Genomic DNA, 25,073 nt, shown 5'->3' with positions numbered 1-25,073 from the left:
GTCCTAATTAAGACTTGTAAGGTTACGACATTGTCGGATTAGTGAGCCTCTAACCAATTGGCACCAAGCCCAATACCAGTTTCCATTTTTACAGGAAACTCAATAGCATGAATCATAAGGTTATTGACATTTTCTTTGAGCAAGTCTATTTCCGAAATATGTGCATCAAAAACCAATTCATCATGTACTGTCAAAATCATGCGTGACTTGAGTTTTTCTTTTTTGATAAAATTATTCACCTTTATCATAGCCACTTTTATCATGTCGGCTGCCGAGCCTTGAATAGGAGCATTGATAGCGTTCCGTTCGGCAAAACCGCGTTCTACCATATTCTGAGCGTTAATATCTCGGAGGTAACGCCTTCTGCCTAAGACCGTTTCGACATAGCCCATATCACGAGCTTTGATCACCGCCGAATCCATGTATTTTTTGATAGATGGAAACTCACGCCAATAGCTATCTATAATTTCTTTGGCTTCGGTACGAGAAATATCTATTTGTTGTGACAATCCAAATGCCGAAACACCATAAATAATACCAAAGTTAACCGTTTTGGCTTTTCTACGCATATCTGGCGTTACTTCGTCGAGGCTTACATTAAACACTTTGGCAGCAGTAGTAGCGTGAATGTCACGTCCCTGATTAAAAGCCTCTATCATAGATTCGTCCTGAGCAAAAGCCGCCATAATACGCAATTCTATTTGCGAATAATCGGCCGACAATATCTGAAACTCTTCATTACGAGGAATAAACGCCTTTCTGATTTCACGCCCACGAGGGGTTCTTATCGGAATATTCTGTAAGTTGGGATTGGTACTCGACAAACGCCCTGTTACAGCCACGGCCTGATTAAAAGAAGTATGAATACGTCCTGTTCGTGGCGAAATCAGCAAAGGGAGGGCATCAACATAAGTGGACTTTAGCTTTTGTAATTCTCTGAAATCCAAAATCTTACGAGCAATTTCATGTTCACCTTCGAGTTTCGACAAAATTTCTTCGCCCGTCATATATTGCCCTGTTTTGGTTTTTTTGGCCTTAGGGTCTAGTTTAAGCTTTTCAAAAAGCACCTCCCCTAATTGTTTGGGCGAACCAATATTAAAATCAACTCCAGCCAGTTCAAATACACGGTCTTGTACTACACGCATATCGCTTTCAAGGGTTTTGGACATATCTGCCAAAAACTCGGTATCAATACGAATACCCTCTAGCTCGATATCGGTAAGCACCTGTGTAAGGGGCATTTCTACCTCCTCAAACAATTTGATGGCACTTGTACTTTCAGCTAAAATAGGATGTAGCTTTTGTTTTAACTGAAGAGTAATATCAGCATCTTCGGCAGCATATTCTTTGATTTTTTCAAAGTCAACATCACGCATATTGCCTTGCTTTGCTCCTTTTTTTCCGATGAGTTCTTCAATAGATACTGGCGTATAATTCAAAAAATCTTCTGCCAAAATATCCATATTATGGCGTTTGTCTGGCTCGATAAGGTAATGTGCCAGCATAGTATCGTAGAGTTTTCCTTTTACCGAAACACCGTATTGCTGCAAAACCATCAAGTCATATTTAATATTTTGAGCTATTTTTTCGATACTTTCATTTTCAAATACAGGCTTAAATTCATTCAAAATCGCCTGAGCATCTTCTCTATTTTCGGGAATAGGCACATAAAATGCTTCGCCAGCACGATAGGCAAAAGCCAAACCTACCAATTCAGCTTCTACGGCATCGATATTGGTGGTTTCGGTATCAAAACAAAGGCTATCTTGAATACTCAGAAAATGCACTAAGTTTTGTCTGAGTTCGGGCGTATTAATTAAGTGATATTCATGAACGGTATTATGAATATTGCCTTTGGTTGCAAGCTCAACGCTTGGACTGCTCAAAGGCAAGGTTTTTTCTTGTACCAAGCTACCAAACAAGTCCATCTGACCACTGGCCTGAGCTTTGGCGGCTTTGGGCGAAGTTTCTTCTTTTGGCGTAACAGCCTCGGTGTCTTCACCTAACATTCTTTTGCGAAGCGTTCTAAACTCCAGTTCGTCCAATAATGCCGAAAGAGCATCTTTATTCACTTCCGACATACGCAGATCGTCTTCGATGAAATCAATTGGTACTTCACACAATATTGTAGCCAACTCTTTAGACAAAAGCCCTTGCTGAGCAAAGTTGATTACATTTTCCTTTTGTTTACCTTTTAGTTTATCAACATTGGCAATCAAGTTTTCGACCGAGCCATACTCCTCAATAAGTTTCTGAGCGGTTTTTTCTCCAATGCCAGGAATACCAGGGATATTATCGACAGCATCACCCATAAGGCCAAGAATATCAATTACTTGATCAACACTTTTGATACCCCATCGTTCACAAATTTCGGCAGGCCCCAATACCTCTACCCCTTTTCCCATAAAGGCAGGTTTATACATTTTGATACGTTCCTCTACCAACTGGCCATAATCTTTATCGGGAGTCATCATATACACCTCTATATCGTCGTGTTCACGCACAGCCCTTTTGGCAATAGTACCAATAACATCGTCGGCCTCGTAGCCATCCATGATAAGCTTTGGAATATTCATGGCATCTAAAAGGCGTTTTACATACGGAATAGCCACAGTAATATCTTCGGGTTGTTCTTGTCGCTGAGCCTTATATGCCTCAAACTGAATATGTCGAAAAGTTGGCTTAGGCGTATCAAAAGCTACCCCGATGTGTGTTGGTTTTTCTTTTGCCAAAATCTCAAGCAAAGTATTAGTAAAACCAAACACAGCACTTGTATTCAAGCCCTTAGAGGTGATTCTAGGCGTTTTCTGGAACGCAAAATGGGCTCGATATATCAACGCCATTGCGTCGAGAAGAAACAGTTTTTTCATAAAGAAAGGTAATTAATAATGCGTGTTGAATAAAACTTTCTGACAATCAACACTTTTACATGACCGATTGATATACGTATTATCATAAAATCAGTCACTTATAGATTCTCATCACCGCTGCTATCTGAGCTACAGAGCTAGCAGGCTAAAATTTCATTTCCCAAAAATACCAAAATCTGACGGGAGTAATACATAAAAAAGGCTAACAAGTTTTTCATTAGGCTTTTTCTTCCCAAACACGACAAATATTAACAATCGTTTCTACGGCCTTTTCCATGTCTTGTACCGAAACCCATTCATGTTTGCCATGAAAAGCATGTTCGCCTGCAAAAATATTAGGGCAAGGCAAACCCATAAACGACAAGCGAGAACCATCTGTACCTCCACGAATACTCATTTGTTTGGCCTTGATACCACTTCTTTCGATACCCTCAATGGCATTTTGAATAACAGAGGGGTATTGGTCGAGTATTACTTTCATATTGCGGTATTGCTCGTGTACTTCAAAAGTAGCCTTCGAGTTGGGATACGACAGCAGTACCTCGTCCATAATATTTTTCAAAATAGCTTCATGAGCCTGCAAAGCACTATCAGTAAAATCACGAATAATAAACGACACTTCGGCTTGTTCTACCGCCCCCGATATTCCTACAGGATGAATAAAGCCTTCTTTCCCTTCGGTGGTTTCGGGCGAAAGTTTTTCTTGGGGCAAATTGGCCACAATTTGAGCTGCAATTTTCAAAGCACTTTCCATTTTGCCCTTGGCAAATCCCGGATGTTGACTAACCCCTGTAATTTTTATGATAACGCCATCGGCCGAAAAAGTCTCATCTTCCAGCGAGCCAAGTGTTTCACCATCAATGGTATAACCATAATCAGCCCCTAGTTTGGCAAGGTCGACCTTGGCAGTACCTCTACCAATTTCTTCATCGGGCGTGAACAATATTCGTACTTTACCACGTTGTATATTCGGATGCGTCATTAAATAATAGGCTGCATCCATAATTTCGGCAACCCCCGCTTTGTTATCGGCACCCAACAAAGTAGTGCCACTAGCAGTTATAATATCATTACCGATTTGCTCAGCCAAGTCAACATGTTCTTTTAAGCGAATCACCTGAGTGGTGTCGTCGGGTAGCATCAAATCTTGTCCTTGATAATTGGTATGAATAATGGGTTTTACGCCTTGTCCCGAACAATCTGGCGAGGTATCAACGTGCGCACAAAAACACAATACTGGTACATTTTTGGTAGTATTGGCAGGAATCGTGGCATATACATAGCCATATTCGTCGAGTTGGGCATCGGTAATGCCCATTTCTTGCAATTCTTTCACCAATAATTGGCTTAAATGTTTCTGTTTTTCGGTAGAAGGCTGAGTCTCGGAAGCAGGGTTCGACTGGGTGTCAATCTGAACGTATCTTAAAAAACGCTCTGTTACGGTATTTTGATAGTTTATAAGCATTTTATTCAATTTTGAGTATGGTATTTTAAACAAAAATTATAATAAATCAAATTAAAAAGTAGGTATAACTGGCCTCAACAATACGAGTTTTGCAGCGTTTTATTTAATTATTCGTAGAATTTTTATGGCAAAAATTATTTATTTCACAACTTTTAACAAAGGTAATGAAGGTTTCAAATTTCGTGATTATCTTGCATAAACATTCTTTTGGGAATCATTATTAGGTCTAGTAAAATTGTACAATTTATATATGTATCTAAATTTACCAAAGAAACACTAGAGGAATGCCTTGCTAAAGGCAATTTTCAGTAATTTCGCTTCGTCAAAATAAAAACAAATTTTCAAAAGGTTAAGCCAAATAATATATAGGTTATGTCAGATTTTGCAGAACTATCATTAGGTGATAAACGCATTCAGTTGCCTGTTATCACAGGAACTGAAGATGAAAAAGCAATTGATATTGCCAAGCTCCGTGACGAGACAGGTTATATCACAATTGACTCAGGTTACAAGAATACAGGTGCCACAAAAAGTGCCATCACATTTTTGGATGGCGAATTAGGAATTCTTCGTTACAGAGGGTACTCTATCGAAGAATTAGCTGAAAAAGCTACTTTCTTGGAAGTTGCTTATCTCTTGATTTATGGTGAATTGCCTACTGCAGAGCAATATGCCTCGTTTGAGACAGAAATCAAAATGCACACTATCGTCAATGAGGATATGCGTAAGATTTTTGAAGGCTTCCCTGTAAATGCTCACCCAATGGGCGTTTTATCAGCAATGGTATGTGCAATGTCTGCTTTTTACACAGGCGATAAAGCTGGTTCTGACGAGCTTAACATTATCCGTTTGTTGTCAAAAATGCCTTCAATGGCTACTTGGTCTTACAAAAAATCTCAAGGACACCCAATCAACTATCCTAAAAATTCGCTGGATTATTGTTCAAACTTCTTACAAATGATGTTTGCTTTGCCAGTAGAAGACTATACTGTTGACCCTGTGGTTTCTGCGGCATTGAACAAGCTCTTAATTCTTCATGCCGACCACGAGCAAAACTGTTCTACTTCTACAGTTCGCTTGGTGGGTTCGTCACATGCAAGTTTATATGCTTCTATTTCGGCAGGTATCAATGCCCTTTCGGGGCCTCTTCATGGTGGTGCCAACCAAGAGGTAATTGAAATGCTAGAAGCTATCAAAGCTGACGGTGGCGATACAGATAAGTTTATTGCTATGGCAAAAGACAAAACGTCTGGCTTCCGTTTGATGGGCTTTGGCCACCGTGTTTACAAAAACTTCGACCCTCGTGCTAAAATCATCAAAAAAGCAGCAGACGATGTTTTGGCTAAATTAGGTGTAAACGACCCTATTTTGGAAATTGCAAAAAAATTAGAAGAAGCAGCTCTTAACGACCCGTATTTTGTTCAACGCAAGTTATATCCAAACGTTGACTTCTACTCAGGCATTATTTACCGTGCTTTAGGTATTCCTACCAATATGTTTACAGTAATGTTTGCGATTGGTCGTTTGCCAGGTTGGATTGCTCAGTGGAAAGAAATGAAATCAAACAAAGAGCCTATCGGTCGTCCACGTCAAGTATATGTTGGGGCTACTCCTCGCGAGTATGTTGAGATTGCCAACAGATAGAAAGTCTCCATTTTGGCTTTTTCAAGCCAATAATGATATAAAAAAGGGTATGCTTCTTGCTTGAAGCGTACCCTTTTTTCTTATATAAAATTTGGTATTGATGTTTCAAAACTACTATTTCATACTGTTATTAAGAAAAAAGCAAAAGCTAATTTTTTGATAGTCAGATATATAAAATTTTTTATTACCTTTGCAAAATGTTTTCCTTCCTTGGAACGTACTATATAATACCGTAATCCCACATTCAGTGGTGCTTCTTTGTTTCTGTTAAAGTATGCTTATTCTTTCGTGCAAAAGCACATCAAGCGTTTACTTTTTTCAAATATTTAAACCGTAATTCTATGAGGATATTCAAGTATGTATTACTATTTGGCGTTGTGTTGTGGTGTAATTGTCAAGCAAAAGCTCAAGTTGGTGAAAAGTATTATGGCCGAGCCTCTTATTATGCTGACAAATTTCATGGTCGAATGACATCAAGTGGTGAACCCTACAGCCGTGAAGAATACACAGCGGCACATCGAACCCTACCATTCAATACTATTTTGGAAGTTACCAATACTACTAACAACAAAACCGTTGTGGTAAAAGTAAACGACAGAGGGCCTTTTGCTTACAGTCGTGTATTGGATTTATCGTTTGTGGCAGCTCGTGACTTGGAGCTACTAGCCAATGGAGAAGCTGATATTCAAATTAAGGTGATTGCCATGGACAACCCTGCATACGTATTGGCATCGTACGAACCTGGCGCTAAAGGCGATTTTACTCGTGAGTTTCGACAGCATTTGCCCATCAAGTTTGAGATGAAAGATGGCAAAATGATTTTAGATACTGCTTATCAAGCTACGCCTACTGTAGCATCAGCCCCAAAGGTTTTGCCTATTCAAACCAACCAACCTTTGATAGTAGAAACAGCTCCTCAAAAAATATACAATTCGGCCGATTCTAGCCAACAACATAAGTATATTAGGGTAATAAAGGATATTAACGGCAACTATAAAATAGATGCTTCGGGCAATCCTGAAAAAACTACACTAGCAAGCAATACGCCTGCTACTCCTACAGAAAACAATAGCCCTAGCAACTCCAACCGACACGAATACTTAAATGTATACACCGACGCTGAAGGTCGAATCCGTGTGAGTTCTGGCAATACTACCAACAATACCAACTCATTCACTAGCGACCTGCCCTCAAAAGTTTCGGTTACTCCCCAAAAGGAAACAACTATTCTAGCTTCACAAAAAGAGCTTGCTTATACAACCGAAGCCAAACCTGTTGCTGAAAAAACCAAAGAAGTCAATAAGGATACTCCCCAAAAACATTCGTACTTACAAGTAGTACGCGATGCCGATGGCCGAGTTAGGGTAGATACCAAAACACAAAATGATAATTAAAATGGTCTGTTTTCGATTCATTGGTGGAAGAAAATAGGGCTTATAGCGATAAAAAAGGTTGTTTCTACCAAGAAACAACCTTTTTTGTTAGTTTTGTTATTAATAGAATTACCTCTCAATTATCCACACCAAAAGACGTTCTCGTCTTTTTTTAACCAACAACTTCATTAACATGATAAAAAAAATATCAGTCGTATTGCTCGTACTTTCCAATAGTATTTTTGCCCAAACAGGTAAAGATAAGGTATTGGTAACCGACATGACCAAAATCAAACAAGTTGGAGCGGTAAGTATTGCCCCAGATGGAAAAAAAGCAATTTATGCCTTACGTACCAACGAAATTAGCGAAGACAATAAAGGTGAATACGATTACCGTTCGCACCTTTGGCTTACCGACTTCCAAAGTACCAAACAACTCACCCGTGGTACTGAAAGCGTTGGCGGTGCATCGTGGTCGCCCGATGGCAAACAAATTACTTTTGCTCGTGGGGTAAAAGGAAAATCACAGATATTTGTGATGCCCCTCGACGGCGGTGAGGCATTTCAATTAACCGACCTCAAACAAGGGGCTTCAAATCCTACTTTTTCGCCCGATGGTAGCAAGATTTTGTTTTCAGTAGGTGTTTCTCTTTCCGAAATGCTAAAAGATACCTTACTCAATCCTAGCAAATCTTTGCCCTCATGGTCATTTGAAAAAGCTGGATTCAAAAATAACAACTTTCTAAAAGGTGATAAAAAGGTAAAAGCCAATCCAGATGGTAATCTGGAAGAGATTAGAGCCTATTTAGAGAAAGATGTTGCAGACAAAAAAGCAAAAGTATTCAGTCGTCTCAACTTTCAAGGCGAAGCTAGTACCGACCCTGAAATTAGATTTAACTTACTATTTGTTATAGAAGCCAAAGAAGGAGCTAAACCCGTACAAATTACCCGAGGATTTTGGTCGTATAATGCAGCAAACTGGTCGGCCGATGGTAAAAAGATATATGCAGTATCGGGCAAAGATAGCACCCTCCACCCCGACCGAGAACAAAGTACAGCCATTGTATCTATCAATGCCGATGGTACAGGACTCAAGCAACTTATTGCAGAAAAAGGCAGTCAGTTCTCTAATCCAAGTCCTTCGCCCGATGGCAAATGGATAGCATTTACCAAATCTCAACCTAGTTGGTTGGGTTTCAATCAGCTTTATATTGCTAATATCGACGGGGCCAATATTACTCAAATTGTATTTGACCGTGCGTCGGGCAACTTAGAGTGGTCGGATGATGCCAAATACTTGTATTTATCAGCTCCTTCCAACGGAGGAACACCTTTATACAGAGTAGACCTTCAATCGAAAAAAGTAGAACGTCTTACTGATTTTGATTCGGGTGTTACGGCTTTTGATATAGCTAAAGATAAAATCGCTTTTGCCAAAACAGAAGTTAAAAACCCTTCAGAACTATATGTTTCTGACCTTTTGGTAAAAAATCCAGTAAAGGTATCGGCTCATAACGACGATTGGCTCAAAAACAAAGCATTGAGTTTTCCAGAAAAACGCATTTATACCAATTCAAAAGGAATGAAAGTAGAATACTGGATAATGAAACCGTCGCAACTAGAAGCTGGTAAAAAATATCCACTGTTACTTAATATGCACGGTGGCCCAACAGCCATGTGGGGCCCAGGCGAAAGCTCGATGTGGCACGAATTCCAGTATTTTTGCTCGCAAGGATACGGCGTTGTATATGCCAATCCACGTGGCTCGGGAGGGTATGGAAAAGATTTTCAGTTTGCCAATTACCAAGATTGGGGAACAGGCCCAGCCGAAGATGTTTTAGCAGCAGCTACAGATGCCGCTAAAGAAAAATGGGTAGATACCTCACGTCAGGTACTTACTGGAGGCTCGTATGCAGGTTATTTAACGGCTTGGATTGTTGGCCACGACCACCGTTTCAAAGCAGCTTTTGCACAAAGAGGTGTTTATGACCTTACAACTTTTATGGGTGAAGGCAATGCTTGGCGATTAGTCCCTAACTATTTTGGTGGATACCCTTGGGAAGAAGCTATTAAGCCTATTTTGGCACGTGAATCGCCATATTCGTATATCGACAAAATCAAAACGCCATTATTAATTAAACACGGTGAGAACGACCTTCGTACTGGCGTTATCCAAAGCGAAATGATGTATAAATCATTGAAAATCATGGGCAAAGAAGTAGAATATGTTCGTATGCCTGGAGGTACTCATGAGCTTTCAAGAACAGGAAATGTCCGTCAGAAAATAGATAGAATGCTCCGTATCTATGAGTTTTTTGAAAGGTATATTACTAAGTAAATAAACATAAGTCATCCCAAATTTTGGGTTCAAACAAGGCGGTCGAAATTAGTTTTTCGACCGCCTTGTTTGATTAATAGTCAATAAATGCCTAAGAGTTGTGTACTTTTTTTCCAATAAATACTAACAAGAGGTCTTTATTAGAAATTATCCCAAAATGCGGGACGACTCATGTTTTTTGTTTATTTAGTAATATGATAGGTTTTGCGTTGCAAACCTATACCAGTTAGAGTCAGGGATTTCCAGTGTGCTGGTAATTTAATTCCTTTTATTTGTTCTATTCCTCCTTCTCCAATATCCAATCCTCCAAAACCATTGAGTATCGTTTGTAAAAAACCTCCTGCTCCTGTAGCAAAATAGGGGTTTGTACCTCCTGCTGTTTCGGCCAACACCCCAAAAGGTGGTACTTCGTTGGGTTTATAGCTTTTTACTAGCAAATCATAGGCTTTAGGGATATTACCCAAACGAGCATGCAATATAGATAGAATCGCAAACGACATTGCTGGGCCATCGGGCGACATTTTGGCTTCGTAATAATCTAAATCTTTTTTGATTGCCTGATTTTCGGTCACTTGGTGCATCGGATACGCCAACAGATTTACATCGGCTTGCTTAATCATTTCTCCTTTATAAGTGGCGTGTTCGAGGGTAATCCCTTCGGCATTTTTCAGAATAACTAAATTTTTCATAACATCCTCCCAGCGTGGGTCAACATCGATATGCAGCTCGTCGGCGGCTTCTATTGCAAAATCCAATACTTCTTTTACCATTCCATTGGTATAGGCATTATCATCTACATTTTCGGCCCATTCGTCAGCACACACCACATTGATAATATGGTATTTGTTATCTGCTCCTTTTTCAACACGACTTACCCAAAAATCGGCTACTTCTTTTAGCATAGGATACCCTCTGGTTTTTAACCATTCTTTATCGTGGGTTACTTCATAATATTTCCAAAAAGCCCAGCCTACATCGGCGGTAATATGGTGCTGAAAAGGGCCTGTCAAAGCCCACACCGGTGTAGATTCATAGCCTTGATCGTCGGATTCCCAAGGAAACATCACACCTTTATAACCATGTGCTTGGGCATTGTAACGAGCGGCCTCCATTCGCTGAAAACGATATTCGAGCAATGATTTAGCTATTTGGGGCTGCAATAATAAGATTGGGGGAAACATCCAAAGCTCTGTATCCCAAAATACATGTCCATTATAGCCCAAACCCGATAACCCCATAGGCGAAAGGCTATATGCCTGCCCTTCACGACAAAATGAATATAGGTGATACATAGCTAAATGTGTAGCTCTTTGAACGTCGGTATCGCCTTCGATACGAATATCTGATTGCCAAAGCGAAGCCCACGCATTTTTGTGTTTTTGCAACAAACGGTCGTGTTGTTCGAGGGCTGCATAAATGGTCAGACGCTCTGCTTCATTCTGAGCATCGGGCGTATGTTCTGTTGAAATAGTTGATCCTACAATACTAAAAGTATAGGTTTGGCCAGCGTTGAGTTTTTTAGAAAACTTTAATCGATGTAAGCCATAGTCCCATTCTTCATGAATCAAACGTGGCTCTTGCCCTCTAGGTTCTTGAAAAAGAAAAGAATTAGAGGCCGCCAAAGTATGTTTGCCCGTTGGCGACTTTGCTACCGATGTCAGTAAGGGAATCAAAGCGTGCGGCCTATCTATAAGATGATAGGTATTCTTTACCTCACGAAGTATGTCGGGAGCCGAAATAACACTGTATGGCGTAATTTCACAACTTTTATTGGCCGTTATTTCCATATCTATCATCATGGTATAGGGCAAATGCTGTAAAGCCATCATCGAATACTTGACCAAAGCTTTGTCTTGATAGGCAAATGAGGTTGTCAAAATACCCGTCTTCATATCTAGCGTTTGTTGGTACTTACTAATATCTGAGCGAGTAATACGGTGTCCGTCAATATCTAAATCCATATTGGCAAACTCAAACGTTTTCAGGATATTAGAAACCCTTCCTCGGCCATAAGTATCAAAAGCTCCATTCAATACCACATCTTTCACTTTGAAAGGCTCGGCCGAAGACACAATCCCAATCATTCCATTGGCAACAGTTACACCATAATAGTTGTTGGGGTTAATAATATCGGTGGTGATTGTCCAGGGGTCTTGTGCCCATAGCTTTACACAACAACAGCTTATGACCCATAATAAACACAATCTTTTCATAATTTTAGAGATTATTTTCTTGTTGCTAAGTGTTACATAAAATTTCATACCTAATGGCTTTGCATAACCACACATAAGAAATAAGCAATTGGTAATCGAATACAGAAATATCGATATTTAATTAAGAAAATTTTGTAGCTGGCCACTAAATTCCCCAACAAAAAACTGAGGCTATGAGGTTCTGCTACCTACTGATTGGCTAAAGCCTGCCCTACTTTCCAGACCTCCTCAAAAGTATTGTACAACGGAACAGGCGACAACCTAATTACATTGGGTTCACGCCAATCTCCAATAATTTGGGCATTGGTAAGTTGTTCAAATAGCTGTTTTCCATTTTTTTCTACCAGAATAGACAACTGACAACCATGCTGTGCTTCTTCTTGTGGAGTAATGATTTGTAAAATTTGTTGATGTTGCTGATTATATTCTTCTAAAATAAACCGCAAATACCCTGTTAATAAGACACTTTTCTCTCGAAGGGCTTTCATTCCTGCTTGGTCGGTTATTTCGAGGGCAGCACGGTGGCAGGCCATAGCCAAAATCGTAGGTGTACTCAATTGCCAGCCATCGGCTCCTTGCATTGGTACAAAGCCCTTTTCCATCTTAAAGCGGGTAGCTTGGTCGTATCCCCACCAGCCTGCTAATCTTGGCAAATTGGCTTGATGATGCTTTTCATGAACAAAAACGCCCGAAACACCTCCCATACCCGAGTTGAGGTATTTGTACGAACACCATACAGCAAAATCAACTTGCCAATTGTGTAATTCGAGCCAAATATTTCCTACACAATGAGCCAAGTCAAAGCCTACGGTTGCCCCTACGGCATGAGCCGCTTCGGTAATTTGAGCCATGTCAAAAACTTGTCCTGTATAATAATTGATACCACCCAGCATCACCAAAGCCAAGGTATCTCGATGTGTTTCGATACTGGCAAGTATATCTTCGTGCCTCAGGGTATGTTCTCCTTCACGAGGAATAAGCTCAATAATTGCTTCGTCGGGGTTAAGTCCACGTGTTTTGAGGTGCGTTTCAAACGCATATTGGTCGGAAGGGAAAGCTCCAGCTTCTACCAATATTTTGAACCGTTGAGTAGTAGGTTGGTAAAAAGAGATAAGCATTAAATGTAGATTAACCGTCAAATTATTCATGACAGTTACTTCTGTGGGCATAGCCCCCACAATTCTTGCCAAGGGGCCTTTGAGGTGCTGAAGGTAGTTGATCCAGTTGTTCTGCCCTGTAAACCAGCCTTCTACGCCTAGATTCTGCCATTTTTCAAGCTCCTGAGCAATATACACTTGGGTATTTTTGGGCTGTAAGCCTAGCGAATTACCACAAAAATAGATTTGCTCGTGCTGATCATGTATAGGAATATGAAATAAGGAACGGTATGATTTTAGTACATCTTGTTGATCAAGTTGTTGAGCGAACTCCTGTTGTTTTTGGTATTCCATTCTGTTGATGACGATTTCATGAGTTTGAATTCATCAAATTTAATCATTCCAGTCAATACTTTGTTGGAATCATACATCGGAAATCCCAAAATACAATACTTTATACTACCCTTTACCGAATAGTAAAGTGTATCTTGAACAATCTGACTACTACTACTGCTTTGTTTCCATTGTAAGCCAGCAATAAGGCCGTCCAATCGGCTTTGAATTATGATGTTGGGTTTCTCTTTTATACTGTTATCTAAAGTAAAAAAGACCAATATATTACACAAATCATCGACATTGCTGGTCATAATTTTTCCAAAAACATCATTATTGGTAGATTGGGGGACTGAAGAATCGGCGGGGGTATTGATGGAGAATAAACACAGAACCAGTAAAAAAGTGAGCAACAAATGCAAAAAAACGCTTCTTTGGTAAAGAAGTTTTTGAATGATTATAAACAGTATTACTATCGAGTAAATATTGAGCAGTATTACTACTACATGAACAAATAGATTCATGGCGGTATAATTTTAAAAAGTGTTTGAACAGTAATTTTTCTAATCTACAAAAAGCTTTTTCGGGATGTTTCCTCTTTTAAAAACAATAAAACCTATTATCGTCTCTTTTTAAAGCCATTGCGTTGAGGCACCATATCTAACAGCCCGATTACTCTTTTAATACCAATATATCTTTTGGAATAATAGTCGGACTCTAAATAATCATATCTTACTCCGCCATTCCATGCAGAATGAATAAATTTGATATACTTATCTGAAACCTCTGTAACGATACCAACATGACCTATGCGATTATGTTTTGCATTATGGCCTTTAAAAAAGATAAGGTCGCCAGGCAAGGCTTCTGATTTATTAATTTCATTACCAAGAAGGCTCTGAGCAGCACTACCATGAGGTAGCATTAAACCAAAATTACGGAAACAATATCTTACAAAACCAGAGCAGTCAAACCCACTTGTGGAACTTCCACCCGAACGATACCTAAAATGCAAATGGTCTTGGGCAAAATTCAATAAATTATTAGCAAAGCCCATCGGACTATAAGAATGCTTTACTGTGGTAGTGTCGGTGTGACTACTTTGTCCCCAAATTGCAGAACTTGCACTTACTAAAAAGACGGTTAATAATACTTTCTTCAGCATAAAATTCGGTTTAAAATAAGGTAACTGTATGCAAATTAGTACAAAATCTTTATAATTAAAATATTTTATACTAATTATATCACCTATTTTCGTCCTTTAATTACTTCTTTTTGTTCGATAAATCTTTTTTTATACGCTTATCCTCTCAAAATGCATCTATCACTTATCCAATATGCGATTATCATACTTTACTCATTGATATAATTTTACTACTGCTCATCCATCACAAATTCTTAGCTAAATAGCTAGAAAGCATCAGCAATAACGCAAAGCAAATAAGTAATCAACATACTGACATTCAGATAAATAACGTGAAAACCCTAAGCACAACCATGCCATTTCGGGAAGGGTTCTTTGACGATTTTCCTCTATAAAAATTGATATTTGGGTATCTAAATCTAAGAACTTCCCTACAGATATTAATATTTTACTGATTATCAATTACTTAACTACTTATTTACTCTACTAATCATTTTCGCTACTACCAAACATAAGTAGCAACATCACCTGCTTGCAAGGTTTGCACTAGTTTTTCACCTTGATAAGCAATGTTAAATGCAATAGATTTGTTGCCTTCGTTGTGTACAATTAAGACGATTTTCCCTTGAGGTGTTTTGAATGCTACATTTTGTAACGTCATCGTTGTGTTTGAAGCAATACGCAGGGAATTGGGACGCACAAACTTGGACGCATGAGCTAAAATATAATAGGCAGGGTTGCGTACTACGCTATTTTTATCAATAGTAACCGCTCCCAAACATTGTGTACATCCGCCTTCGGTATGAGGGTTTTGCTGTGGGTCGGCAGCCAAATTCCATTCCAATACCGTTTTACACCAATTACGGACAGCTCCGATAATCAGGGTTTTGGTATGCCACGACAAATCGCCTGCAAAATTACCGGGGGCACCAATCCACTGTTCAGTAAAATAAATGTGCTTGTCGGGATGAGCCTCATGTACTTGTGCAATACTTTCGACAGCACCACCATACAGGTGAAAAGCCGAACCGTTTATATACTTACGAGCCTCGGGGTCGTTCAATATTTCGATAGGATAATCAGGGCGGTCGGCATTGTGGTCGTATATCAAAATTTTGGTTTTGATATGAGCTTTTGCAAATGCTTTACCCAAACTGTTTTTGACAAAATCAGCTTGTTCGCTTGCTTGCATCAATAAGCTCGGGTTGTTTCCTGGGTGCAAAGGTTCGTTTTGTACAGTAATGGCATCTATTTTTACTCCCTCCTTTTGCATCTCTTGAATATATTTTACCAAATACTGAGCATAGGCATCATAGTAGGCTGGAAGTAAACTCCCTCCTTTCGACAAGCCATTAGACTTCATCCATGAAGGAGGTGTCCATGGCGAACCTAAAATTTTGATAGAGGGATTTAGTGCTAAAATTTCTTTTAAAATCGGCAAAAACGCTTTCTTTTCTTCCGATAAATCAAACCGTTTTATATTTGGGTCGGTTTGGCCAGCAGGGAGGTCATTGTACGTAAATACGTGATCGCTTAGGTCGGATGCACCAATACTAACTCTTAAATAACTAATACCAATATTGTTACCATCGCTAGCAAAAAGCTCTTTTAGTAAAGCTTTACGTTGTGCTTTGTCCATGTTATACAACAAACTGGCACTTCCACCTGTCAGGGTAAATCCAAACCCATCCATCGATTGAAAAGTTTTACTTTCATCCACAAAAATAGAAGGTAAAATATTAGCCTGACTCTTAAATTGAAGTGTGCTTGGCTGTTTTTCAAACAATTGAGATTTGTCAGCATGAGTTAGCCATAAATCTACAGGACGGGTGTTTTGCCCCAAAACAATAGCCTGTGAGGCTATCAAGAGTAATAAGAACAAGGAATAGTTCAAGTATTTCATATTTTATTAAAATTGGATAGTAAATTGCAAATATATCAAACAAAAAAGCCCAAACTACTATGAGCTGGGCATTAGTTGTGACATAAGGGCTTTTGACAAGCAACTATTCAAACTTGGCAAAAGAATAGCCTTTGATTTTTAAGAACTGAATGAGTTCTTCTAATTTATGATAAAATTTATCAGTTCTTTCTGGTGAAACGCCTATATGACTTAATAAAATAAAGCCATTCAAGCCATTATCTTGGCTTACTTCATATTGTAATATATTCCGAAAAATTTGTTCAGACGACTTATAATTGGCCATATTAGGAGTTGTATAATCGGCATTTGAAGATGTACCACCCGTATAGTTGACCAGTGTTAGCCCTAATTGCTGTGTCCAATCCACAATAGACTGATTATACCATTCAAAAGGAGGCATAAAATACCGAGCTTGCTGAGGTTTGATACCAAACTGAGCCAATGCTCTATAATTTTGTTGGAGGTCATCCATGAATTGCTCTTTGGTTACTAAAAGAGAATCTTGTTTTGTCCAAGAAGCATACAACAAGTGTTTATCAGAATGACAACCTAGGTAGTTTTTTTGAGCGACCAATTTCTCAATGGTACTTTTAAAAGCAGGATTTCGGTAAAAATCGCCTGTAAAGAAGAAGTTAGCTTTTATTCGATGTTTGGCCAAAATGTTAGCAATAATTTCGCCTCCATCGTTAAACTCATGTCCTGTAAATGTAAGGTAAATTTTCTTCTCACTAGGATTCATTCTTACAATACCTCCCACTTCTTTTTCTACGATATTTTTAGCCTGTAATAATCCTTCTTTTTCGTAATTTGATAACAAAAAAGACAAACTCGCTGTACCATCCATTGTAGGCTCGTCGGTTGAATAATCGCCGTAGTCATCATGGTATACCACCAAATCCGATTGAAAGGCCGCATACTCGTCGGGCTGGTATAGGGTTATTCCTATCAGTTTATTCCAGATAGAACCATAAACAGGGCCATCGACCAAGCCCCCGTCTATTTTATAATGATACAAATGAGTAAAAGCCGAGTGCGGGTCTTGTGGCGATACTCCTGCACTTGGAAAGCCACATATCATACTTGTTCCCCAAGGGTTGCAACCCAATAGCCAGTCTCGCATGGCGGCTTCCATTTCTAGGTATTTGGTGCTATTGGTAAGCTTTCTGTACAAAACAAGCTGAGTTATTAGGCCACTCACGTAGTTATTTGAACACCAAACAAAAGGAACGCCATTGAGAAAAGGGTTGTTTTTTCCTCTTTGAAAAACCTTCTCAATACCACTTTCGAGGTACTGTTTAAATTCTGTTGAATAAGCTTGTTGGTTGGTATTTTTGGCCAGAAAATAATGACCAAGGTTTACAAAAGGATACCATTGATAATGTCTTGCGGTATCTGCCCCCATCCAAGGCGTTGTGGGTTCTTGTCGCCCAAAAGCTGCAGCTTCGTCAATAATTTGTGAAGGGGCTACAATCGTCGACAATTGTGTAGCCGCTAGCTCCATATCGTCGACCCAGTTATCTTCTTCATAAAAATAAGGGGCTCCACCTGGGGCTGTCTGACAAACACCTGGTAATTCTTTCCCAAACTGATACGCATCTAGGGCTTTATCTTTTAGCTGATAGGCAAAATCGGGATAGTATGATTGCAATAGCTGAGACCCAAGTGCAAAAGCTGAAGCAAACTTCCCGACTGTCGACGATACCCCTGTAGTTCGATTTTTGTATTTAAAGCCTTGGGGTTTTCCTGTAATAAAATATACTGGACGAGCCAAACCCTGATTATGAGCATATTGGGTTACATCTTTGTTGGGCAGCCGCATTCCTTTGTGGTCTCGGTCGTCGGCCAATTGGTTATAAAATTCGTGCTTGGCAGGGTTCATTTTCACCAACCAGTCTAACCCCCATTTGGCCTCGTCTAATATATCGGGAATACCATTTTTACCAAGATTCCCCCAAGCATCGTGCTTATCGGTATATACTTCGGGGTTTTCCTGATAAGCAAACATCATTTGAAAGATGGCATTGGCCGAGGTAGTTACGTATTGTAAGTAGTCGGAAGCGTCGTGCCAGCCCCCCGAAACATCAAGGTGTGTAGAGTCTTTTTTCGGATTAGGATGATACACAATAAAGCCGTCGGCTTTATGACAAGAATCTTTCAGAAAGGGATTATAACCGCTTCGTTGTTGACGCATGTATTTCAGCACAAAATCGGCCGAACCTTCATACACATCGGCATTGATTCTAAAAACTGGTGATTTTGTGTGACCTACTTGCAAATAATAAGTGCCTTGCTGATTAAACTTTGAAAAATTAAGCCTTGCCGCCGACTGAAAAGAAGCATATTTCCCAAATTTTTGTACCTGATTTGACTGAAATACGACCTTCTGGGTAAGTACGTCAACCAGCGAAAAGCTGCTTATTTCTTCGTTGTTTTTACTTACCCAAACACCCACTTTAGTAGATTGAGGCAAATACCCTAACTGATTGATTCTAATCCAAGCGTTGGGTGATATTTGACCCACTACCACAGTACAAAGCGTGCATATAATTAATGTGATGAAGTATAATTTTTTCATGAAGCTTTTTATCTTGAAATTAGAGGATTAATTTCTCAGATTCAAGCTTATCTATACTAGCTTATAGGGTTTTGCCTAAAACTCTTCTGCTTTGAATTTGTTCCATTGTTTTTTAGCATATTCCAAAAAAACTTTCGGGGCTGTCTGAAAACTCTTGTCTATGGTATATTTTCCCCCTTCATTCATACTTTTCAGGTAGGTGTCGCCACGTAGCATATATTTTTTTTTCTGTTCGTAAAGCAACAATTTTAAAGCCGCCGAACTCACATCGGCACGACAAGCAGTTTTGTACAAAAACAACACTTCGCCTATTCCATTGGTATTGAGGTCGGTAACAGCCAACGACTTTGGCACAAAATCAGCCGTAACATCGAGCGGACACGCTAGAATGGCATCTTTGAGTTCCCAAGTTAATAGATAGCTATTGTCCTGCTTGAGATACTGGTAGGCATGCAAAAGGGCATTTTCGGCCTCTCCAGAAGGAGCATCTTTCGACTTCACGGTTTTGCGTTCTACACTCAGGAATACCAAATTATCGCCTTGTGAATCTTGCCATCGGATAGCATCAACAACTTTACCTTGAACTTTGACCGCAGCAGGCACTTTTTTATCGAAAGCGATAGGCTTTATTTGGCTAAAACAGCCAATGGGCAATAATAGTAGAAAAAAGATTTTTTTCATAGTATTTGGTGGGTACGGATTGTTGTTTTGACAATACGGTTGAAAAAAATCCCCGCCGATATATTACCAACGGGGTCTGAATTTATAAAGCAATTATGTAGATTATTTAATTTTTTGGTATTTCCTCAATAGCTCAAGGGTCTTTTCGATAGGCAGAGCGTTTATTGAACCATGCTTCCCTTTCGTAGACTTTGCTACAAATAACGAATTGATTACAGCTTCTTCGGTAGCCTCAATAGCCGCCAAAAATAGCGGAGACATTTCATCATTTCGGAGTTCTTCATTTATCTGTAGCTTCTCTTTGGTATCGTGTGCTACCCTCAGCGATTCGGCTGTAGATAGGGCTATTACGTAGTCGCCACTACCATTCGAGGCGATTCCGCCTGTTTTGCCAATACCCAACATGGCACGTTTGGCCAAGCGTTCTAAGTTACGAGATGTAATTGGAGCATCGGTAATTACAATAATCATACATGAGCCGTCGGCGGGGTCATTGAGTTGATTATTCAGAAAATATTGGTTTAGTTCTACACCAACAGGCACACCATCTATTTGTAAAACACCTCCAAAATTGGTTTGAACCAATACACCAAGGGTATACCCTCCCGATTTCTTGGGCAATACCCTCGAAGCAGTACCTATTCCACCTTTGAATCCAAAACATACAGTACCTGTTCCTGCCCCAACGTTACCTTCTTCTATTGCACCCGTTTTAGCATTTTTCAACGCATCGAGTACGTGTTTTTTGGTAACATGACGACCCGCTATGTCGTTTAAAAAGCCATCGTTGGTTTCACCAACAATAGGGTTCACCGACCTTAGGGCTTCGTTGCCTTTCTGAGCAATGGTATAATCAATCAAAGCATCGGCGGCTGTGGGTACAGACAAGGTATTGGTCAGAACAATAGGTGTTTCGATATTACCTAATTCTTGTACTTGTGAAATACCCATCAATTTGCCAAAGCCATTACCAATATGAATAGCAGCAGGTACTTTGTTTTGAAAAATATTACCCTCAAAAGGCAATATAGCAGTTACTCCCGTACGAATCGAATCGCCCGACACAACGGTAGTATGCCCTACCCTTACGCCTTTTACATCAGTAATAGCATTATGAGTACCTGTTTTCAATACTCCGATTTTCAGACCGTAGTCTCTGGCTCTTTTTTGCGAAAAGCTACTCATAGAAGAACAAAAAAAGCAAATTAAACCCCAATAGATATATTTCATTGGTTAAATCCTTTTAGCATTTTCACAAAATCGTCTTCATATTTTTTTAGTGCCTTTAGAAGTTCCTGTAACTCCTGATATTCGGGTGTTCCAGGTTTTGCTCCATAAATCTCATCGGCTCTTTCTGAGGCTTTCTCGTAATCTCCTTCAGTCTTGATGCTAACCATATTTCTTTTTCTTTGATAATGAATTATTTTTATAATGGTTAAATTTACAACCAAACATTGAAAACTGTTCACTATCTTATCTTAATTTCTGCACTTAGGGTTTAGGTTTCCACCAATCGGGTACATCTGGGACAGATTTTTGAATTTGTAGAACGGTTTGTGCCGAAAGTGGCGATGTATTCAAAACTTCCAAATGCTGATGCAGCTGTGTAGTATCTCTGGTTCCCGGAATCACAACAGCGATACGAGGCTGGTTGACACAGTAATTCAAGGCAGCTCCTGTAATACCTCCTTCTAAATCTGACAAAAAAGCTAAATCCCGAACACGCTGAACAAACCAGTCTAGGTCTCTTTGAGGAAGCAAACTTCGGTAGTCGTCTGTTGAAAATGTGGGCATATTCTGCAAGTATTTATCCGATAAAAACCCAGAAGCTAAAGGTACACGACCTATCATGTCGTATTGTGAAGCCTTAGGATGTACAAACAGCACGGTTTCGGCACGGCGGTCTAGTACATTATAAATAACTTCTACAACCGACCCAAAACCTGCATCCATAACAGCCTTGGCCCCATAAACACTTTTAGAACTAACCCCGTACTGTTTGATATAACCTTCTTGAATCAGTTGTTCTAAAACACTGGTATCGTAGTTGACCCAATCAAAATTATCGGGAGGGCTATGGAATAACAATACGTCGATTGTGCTGACATTAAGCCTTTTCAAACTATTATGGACGCATTCTTTGAGCCATTCGGCCGAAAAATCTTGGATAAATACATTAGGCTGAATCTCTCTATTACCAAATTTTGTACAAATAACACACTGATTATCTGCCCTTTGAATAAGAGCTTTGCCCAATATTGTTTCAGAAAGCCCCCTTCCATAGCTATCGGCAGTATCGAAAAACTGCACACCTGCATCGATAGCCTCAAGGAGTGTTTTGATAGCCACATTTTCATCAAAATGCCCCCAACCTGTGGGTTTGTTATTAACAAAATTAGGCCCGCCAAACTGCCATGTACCCATGCCCAATTTGTGAGTAAGTCTTGTAGTAAATCTATGATAAGGATTCATATTTTTGGGAAAAATAAAAATACCTTCTTCGTTTTGAGAGGAAGAAGGTACCAATACATGTACAAAATTATCAGGCACAACACCTTATATACGTCTCTGAATAAGCTTATGAAGTCACTTTTTCGTTATCAAGGATTATTTTTCCCTTAATCAAACAACGTTCGCCTTTATGAGTAGCAAAATAGGCATTTCGGCCGTGGAGGAGCCTATCGTCATGAAAAAATACAGCATCACCTTTTTCCAACTGTATAGGCAATACCAAACCCGAATTGATAATTCTGGTTTCTAAAAACGCATGAAATTCTTCTACTAATTGTAAAGCCTCAGGCGTATTATTTTTATCGATACAGTAGTAATTCCAGTTTACCAAAAGCCCTGTATCATCTTTATCCAAGATTTTACGTACTTTTTTGCGTCCTGCCTTTTCAAAATTCACCTCTGTGCTAAATAGCCTTGCTAGCAAATCGTCTTTTTTGTCGATTTCCATAGCTTTTATCAAAATAGATAAATCTAAAAAAGTGGTAGCTCCACCCAATGCGGCTCTTGATTCGCAATAAAAAAACTGAACGGCCTTTTCATCATACAGCTCGACATACGAATCGTCGGTATGCAAAGGCTGGCGAGTGTTGCTGGTGCGGTATCTATCTTGAATATTGGGGTCATAACTAATGTCTATCCAACGGTTTTCAAGGCTTTTTCCCGTTATCAAGTCTTCGTCGGTACTGAAGGCTTTCCCTATTTCATCAGACAGATTTTGATAGAACTCATGAAGAGACAAATCGAGGTTATAATTGGATAAATGAACAACACCGTATTCATTTAAAGCTTCTTTTAGCTCGGCAATGGTATCCTGCTGAGTCGAGAATGTAACTTTCTTAAAAAATTGCATGGTAGATTTTAGATATTAACTATTAGACGATAAAAAACACAAATACAATAACCTTGTTGATTAGCAGATTGTCCTCTTCTAACTTCCGAGTCTTACTCTTTTCCTTCCTATAGGGTTAAAATACCACTGAATACAACAAGTCGAAAGGTTGTTGGGTCTTCAAACATTCCTCTTTAAAAGGGAGTAATACTCCATTTTAAGATATATCTGGACCAATGATAATTCGTACATCCAATAAAATATCAATAATAGCAACTTGTACTTTTAAAATTTTGACAGCTATTTTTATTTAATAGGTTGTATAATACGACTCTAACTTGTCAAGTACAAATTACTAGAAAAAATAGTTAGTTAAAAAACCTATCCTCCATTTTTTTGTGCAAAACTCCCTATAACTTAGTTTACGGTAGTATAATAACCCAAAAGCCCCTAGAAATACTTTTCTAGGGGCTTTTGGGTTATTATTTAACTTATTTTAATCTTATAATTGCTCAAATACTCTTTCCATCGAAACAGCATAACCGATTTTTTCACGCAAATCGGCAATGGCTACACGTTCTTGTTCCATCGAGTCTCGGTGACGAATAGTTACGGTGTTATCTTCCATTGTTTGGTAATCTACAGCAATACAGAATGGTGTACCTATCAAGTCTTGGCGAGTATAACGTTTTCCGATTGCTCCACCGTCATCGTAAGTAGTATTAAACGAACGTTTTAATGAATGAAAAATCTCTTGTGCTTTTTCGGCCAATCCATCTTTTTTCACCAATGGCAATACCGCTGCTTTAATAGGAGCTACCGTTGGGTGAAACTTCAGGTAAGTTCTTTCTTTGGCATTTTCCCCTTCACCAACTACTTCGTTGGTGTAAGCATTGCAAAGTACCGCTAAAAACAGGCGGTCGGCACCCACAGACGTTTCTACAACATAAGGAATATAATTTCCGTAGGGCTTACCATTTTCGTCTAAATCGGCATCAAAATATTGTTGCTTCTTTTTAGAAAGCGTTTGGTGGGCAGTTAAGTCGAAAGCTGTTCTTGAATGAATACCCTCCATTTCTTTGAAACCAAATGGGAACTGGAATTCAATATCTACAGCCGCATTGGCATAGTGAGCCAATTTTTCGTGGTCGTGGTATTTTAATTTTGCTGCTGGCAAACCAATAGCTTTATGAAATTTCAAACGAGTTTCTTTCCAAGTATTATACCAGTGCATTTCGGTACCAGGGCGGCAGAAAAACTGCATTTCCATTTGTTCAAATTCACGCATACGGAAAATGAAGTTACGAGCTACAATCTCGTTACGAAACGCTTTACCGATTTGAGCAATACCAAAAGGTACTTTCATACGACCAGACTTCTGAACATTCAGGAAGTTGACAAAAATACCTTGTGCTGTTTCGGGACGAAGGTAAATCAACGACGCATCTTCCGACACCGCTCCTACTTGTGTAGAAAACATGAGGTTAAATTGGCGTACATCTGTCCAGTTGCTTGTACCCGAAATAGGGCATTTGATACCCTCATCAATAATCAACTGACGCACACCGTCCAATTCGCCTGCATCCAACAACCTTGCCATTTCTTGTAATAAAGCTTTGCCTTTTTCAGGAGTACCCTCAGCCTCATACTGTTCGGCTTTGGCTTCTAGGAGTTGGTCGGCACGATAACGTTTTTTTGAATCTTTGTTATCAATCATTGGGTCGTTGAACGAATCTACGTGACCCGAGGCTTTCCAAGTAAGTGGGTGCATAAAAATGGAAGCATCAATACCCACTACGTTGTCGTTCAACATCGTCATAGCTTTCCACCACAACGTTTTAAGATTATTTTTTAGCTCAACACCGTTTTGACCGTAATCGTATACGGCTTGTAAACCATCATAAATCTCAGAAGAAGGAAACACGAAGCCATATTCTTTGGCATGTGAAATAATGTCTTTTAATGCAGATGCGGTATCTTGTTTTTGTTCAGCCATTGTTTTTTCGGTTATCAAAATCAATCTTCAAGCTTGTAGATATTCATATCGGGCAAAGATACCTTGAGGGTATATATTCA

17 protein-coding genes are annotated in these 25,073 nt (G+C 39.3%); 3 read left to right on the top strand and 14 right to left on the bottom strand.

All coding sequences use genetic code 11. The features are described from left to right. Positions 1-38 precede the first annotated feature (38 nt). Both polA and pepT read right to left on the bottom strand, forming a co-directional pair. Positions 39-2,870, bottom strand: a complete 2,832-nt coding sequence (gene polA, locus FLEMA_RS0104440; RefSeq protein ID WP_026994423.1) for a DNA polymerase I — start codon at positions 2,868-2,870, stop codon at positions 39-41. A 217-nt stretch (positions 2,871-3,087) separates the two neighbouring features. Beyond that, positions 3,088-4,335, bottom strand: a complete 1,248-nt coding sequence (gene pepT / locus FLEMA_RS0104435; RefSeq protein ID WP_026994422.1) for a peptidase T — start codon at positions 4,333-4,335, stop codon at positions 3,088-3,090. Positions 4,336-4,707: 372 nt separating this feature from the next. On the opposite strand from pepT, the gene FLEMA_RS0104430 reads away from it, so the two are divergent. The 3 genes from FLEMA_RS0104430 (at position 4,708) to FLEMA_RS0104420 (ending at position 9,690) form a co-directional block, all read left to right on the top strand. Next, positions 4,708-5,979, top strand: a complete 1,272-nt coding sequence (locus FLEMA_RS0104430) for a citrate synthase (RefSeq protein WP_026994421.1) — start codon at positions 4,708-4,710, stop codon at positions 5,977-5,979. A 341-nt stretch (positions 5,980-6,320) separates the two neighbouring features. Further along, positions 6,321-7,373, top strand: a complete 1,053-nt coding sequence (locus FLEMA_RS75885; protein WP_052353945.1) for a septal ring lytic transglycosylase RlpA family protein — start codon at positions 6,321-6,323, stop codon at positions 7,371-7,373. A gap of 172 nt (positions 7,374-7,545) precedes the next feature. Continuing rightward, positions 7,546-9,690 (top strand): S9 family peptidase, encoded by a 2,145-nt coding sequence (locus FLEMA_RS0104420; RefSeq protein WP_026994420.1) that lies wholly within the window; start codon positions 7,546-7,548, stop codon positions 9,688-9,690. Positions 9,691-9,872: 182 nt separating this feature from the next. Here FLEMA_RS0104420 and FLEMA_RS0104415 read toward each other — a convergent pair whose 3' ends face one another. The 12 genes from FLEMA_RS0104415 to FLEMA_RS0104360 form a co-directional block, all read right to left on the bottom strand. Beyond that, complete coding sequence (locus FLEMA_RS0104415; protein WP_026994419.1) at positions 9,873-11,903, bottom strand: kojibiose hydrolase; 2,031 nt, start codon at positions 11,901-11,903, stop codon at positions 9,873-9,875. Positions 11,904-12,091: 188 nt separating this feature from the next. Then, positions 12,092-13,354 carry a kynureninase gene (gene kynU / locus FLEMA_RS0104410; protein WP_026994418.1) on the bottom strand — a complete coding sequence of 421 codons (1,263 nt, stop codon included), beginning with the start codon at positions 13,352-13,354 and terminating at the stop codon, positions 12,092-12,094. Next, the gene (locus tag FLEMA_RS0104405; RefSeq protein WP_026994417.1) at positions 13,297-13,857 is read right to left on the bottom strand and encodes a hypothetical protein; all 561 of its coding nucleotides are present in this window, start codon (positions 13,855-13,857) and stop codon (positions 13,297-13,299) included. The genes kynU and FLEMA_RS0104405 overlap by 58 nt, the downstream gene beginning before the upstream one ends. A 95-nt stretch (positions 13,858-13,952) precedes the next feature. Then, positions 13,953-14,498 (bottom strand): C40 family peptidase, encoded by a 546-nt coding sequence (locus tag FLEMA_RS67480; protein ID WP_044170793.1) that lies wholly within the window; start codon positions 14,496-14,498, stop codon positions 13,953-13,955. Between the two features lie 481 nt (positions 14,499-14,979). After that, on the bottom strand, positions 14,980-16,380 hold the full coding sequence (locus FLEMA_RS0104395; RefSeq protein WP_026994416.1) for a glycoside hydrolase family 30 protein: 1,401 nt from the start codon (positions 16,378-16,380) through the stop codon (positions 14,980-14,982). Positions 16,381-16,483: 103 nt separating this feature from the next. Beyond that, positions 16,484-18,976, bottom strand: coding sequence for a bifunctional glycoside hydrolase family 9 protein/polysaccharide deacetylase (locus FLEMA_RS0104390; RefSeq protein ID WP_026994415.1), 2,493 nt, complete (start codon positions 18,974-18,976; stop codon positions 16,484-16,486). A 75-nt stretch (positions 18,977-19,051) separates the two neighbouring features. Further along, entirely contained in the window at positions 19,052-19,657 is a 606-nt protein-coding gene (locus FLEMA_RS75880; RefSeq protein ID WP_026994414.1) for a M949_RS01915 family surface polysaccharide biosynthesis protein, read from the bottom strand. A 102-nt stretch (positions 19,658-19,759) separates the two neighbouring features. Continuing rightward, complete coding sequence (locus tag FLEMA_RS0104380) at positions 19,760-20,887, bottom strand: DmpA family aminopeptidase (protein WP_026994413.1); 1,128 nt, start codon at positions 20,885-20,887, stop codon at positions 19,760-19,762. Continuing rightward, positions 20,884-21,054 (bottom strand): hypothetical protein, encoded by a 171-nt coding sequence (locus FLEMA_RS77050; RefSeq protein WP_169719928.1) that lies wholly within the window; start codon positions 21,052-21,054, stop codon positions 20,884-20,886. The genes FLEMA_RS0104380 and FLEMA_RS77050 overlap by 4 nt, the downstream gene beginning before the upstream one ends. A gap of 94 nt (positions 21,055-21,148) precedes the next feature. Then, positions 21,149-22,129 carry an aldo/keto reductase gene (locus FLEMA_RS0104370; protein WP_026994411.1) on the bottom strand — a complete coding sequence of 327 codons (981 nt, stop codon included), beginning with the start codon at positions 22,127-22,129 and terminating at the stop codon, positions 21,149-21,151. Between the two features lie 106 nt (positions 22,130-22,235). After that, positions 22,236-23,018, bottom strand: coding sequence for a TauD/TfdA family dioxygenase (locus FLEMA_RS0104365; RefSeq protein ID WP_026994410.1), 783 nt, complete (start codon positions 23,016-23,018; stop codon positions 22,236-22,238). 481 nt (positions 23,019-23,499) lie between these two features. Continuing rightward, complete coding sequence (locus FLEMA_RS0104360) at positions 23,500-24,993, bottom strand: glycine--tRNA ligase (protein WP_026994409.1); 1,494 nt, start codon at positions 24,991-24,993, stop codon at positions 23,500-23,502. Between the last annotated feature and the right edge of the window lie 80 nt (positions 24,994-25,073).

The sequence above is a fragment of the Flectobacillus major DSM 103 genome, from assembly GCF_000427405.1.
GTDB classification, from domain to species: domain Bacteria; phylum Bacteroidota; class Bacteroidia; order Cytophagales; family Spirosomataceae; genus Flectobacillus; species Flectobacillus major.
Note: the sequence above shows the minus strand (reverse complement) of the source record. Positions and strands in the feature narration are given on the sequence as shown.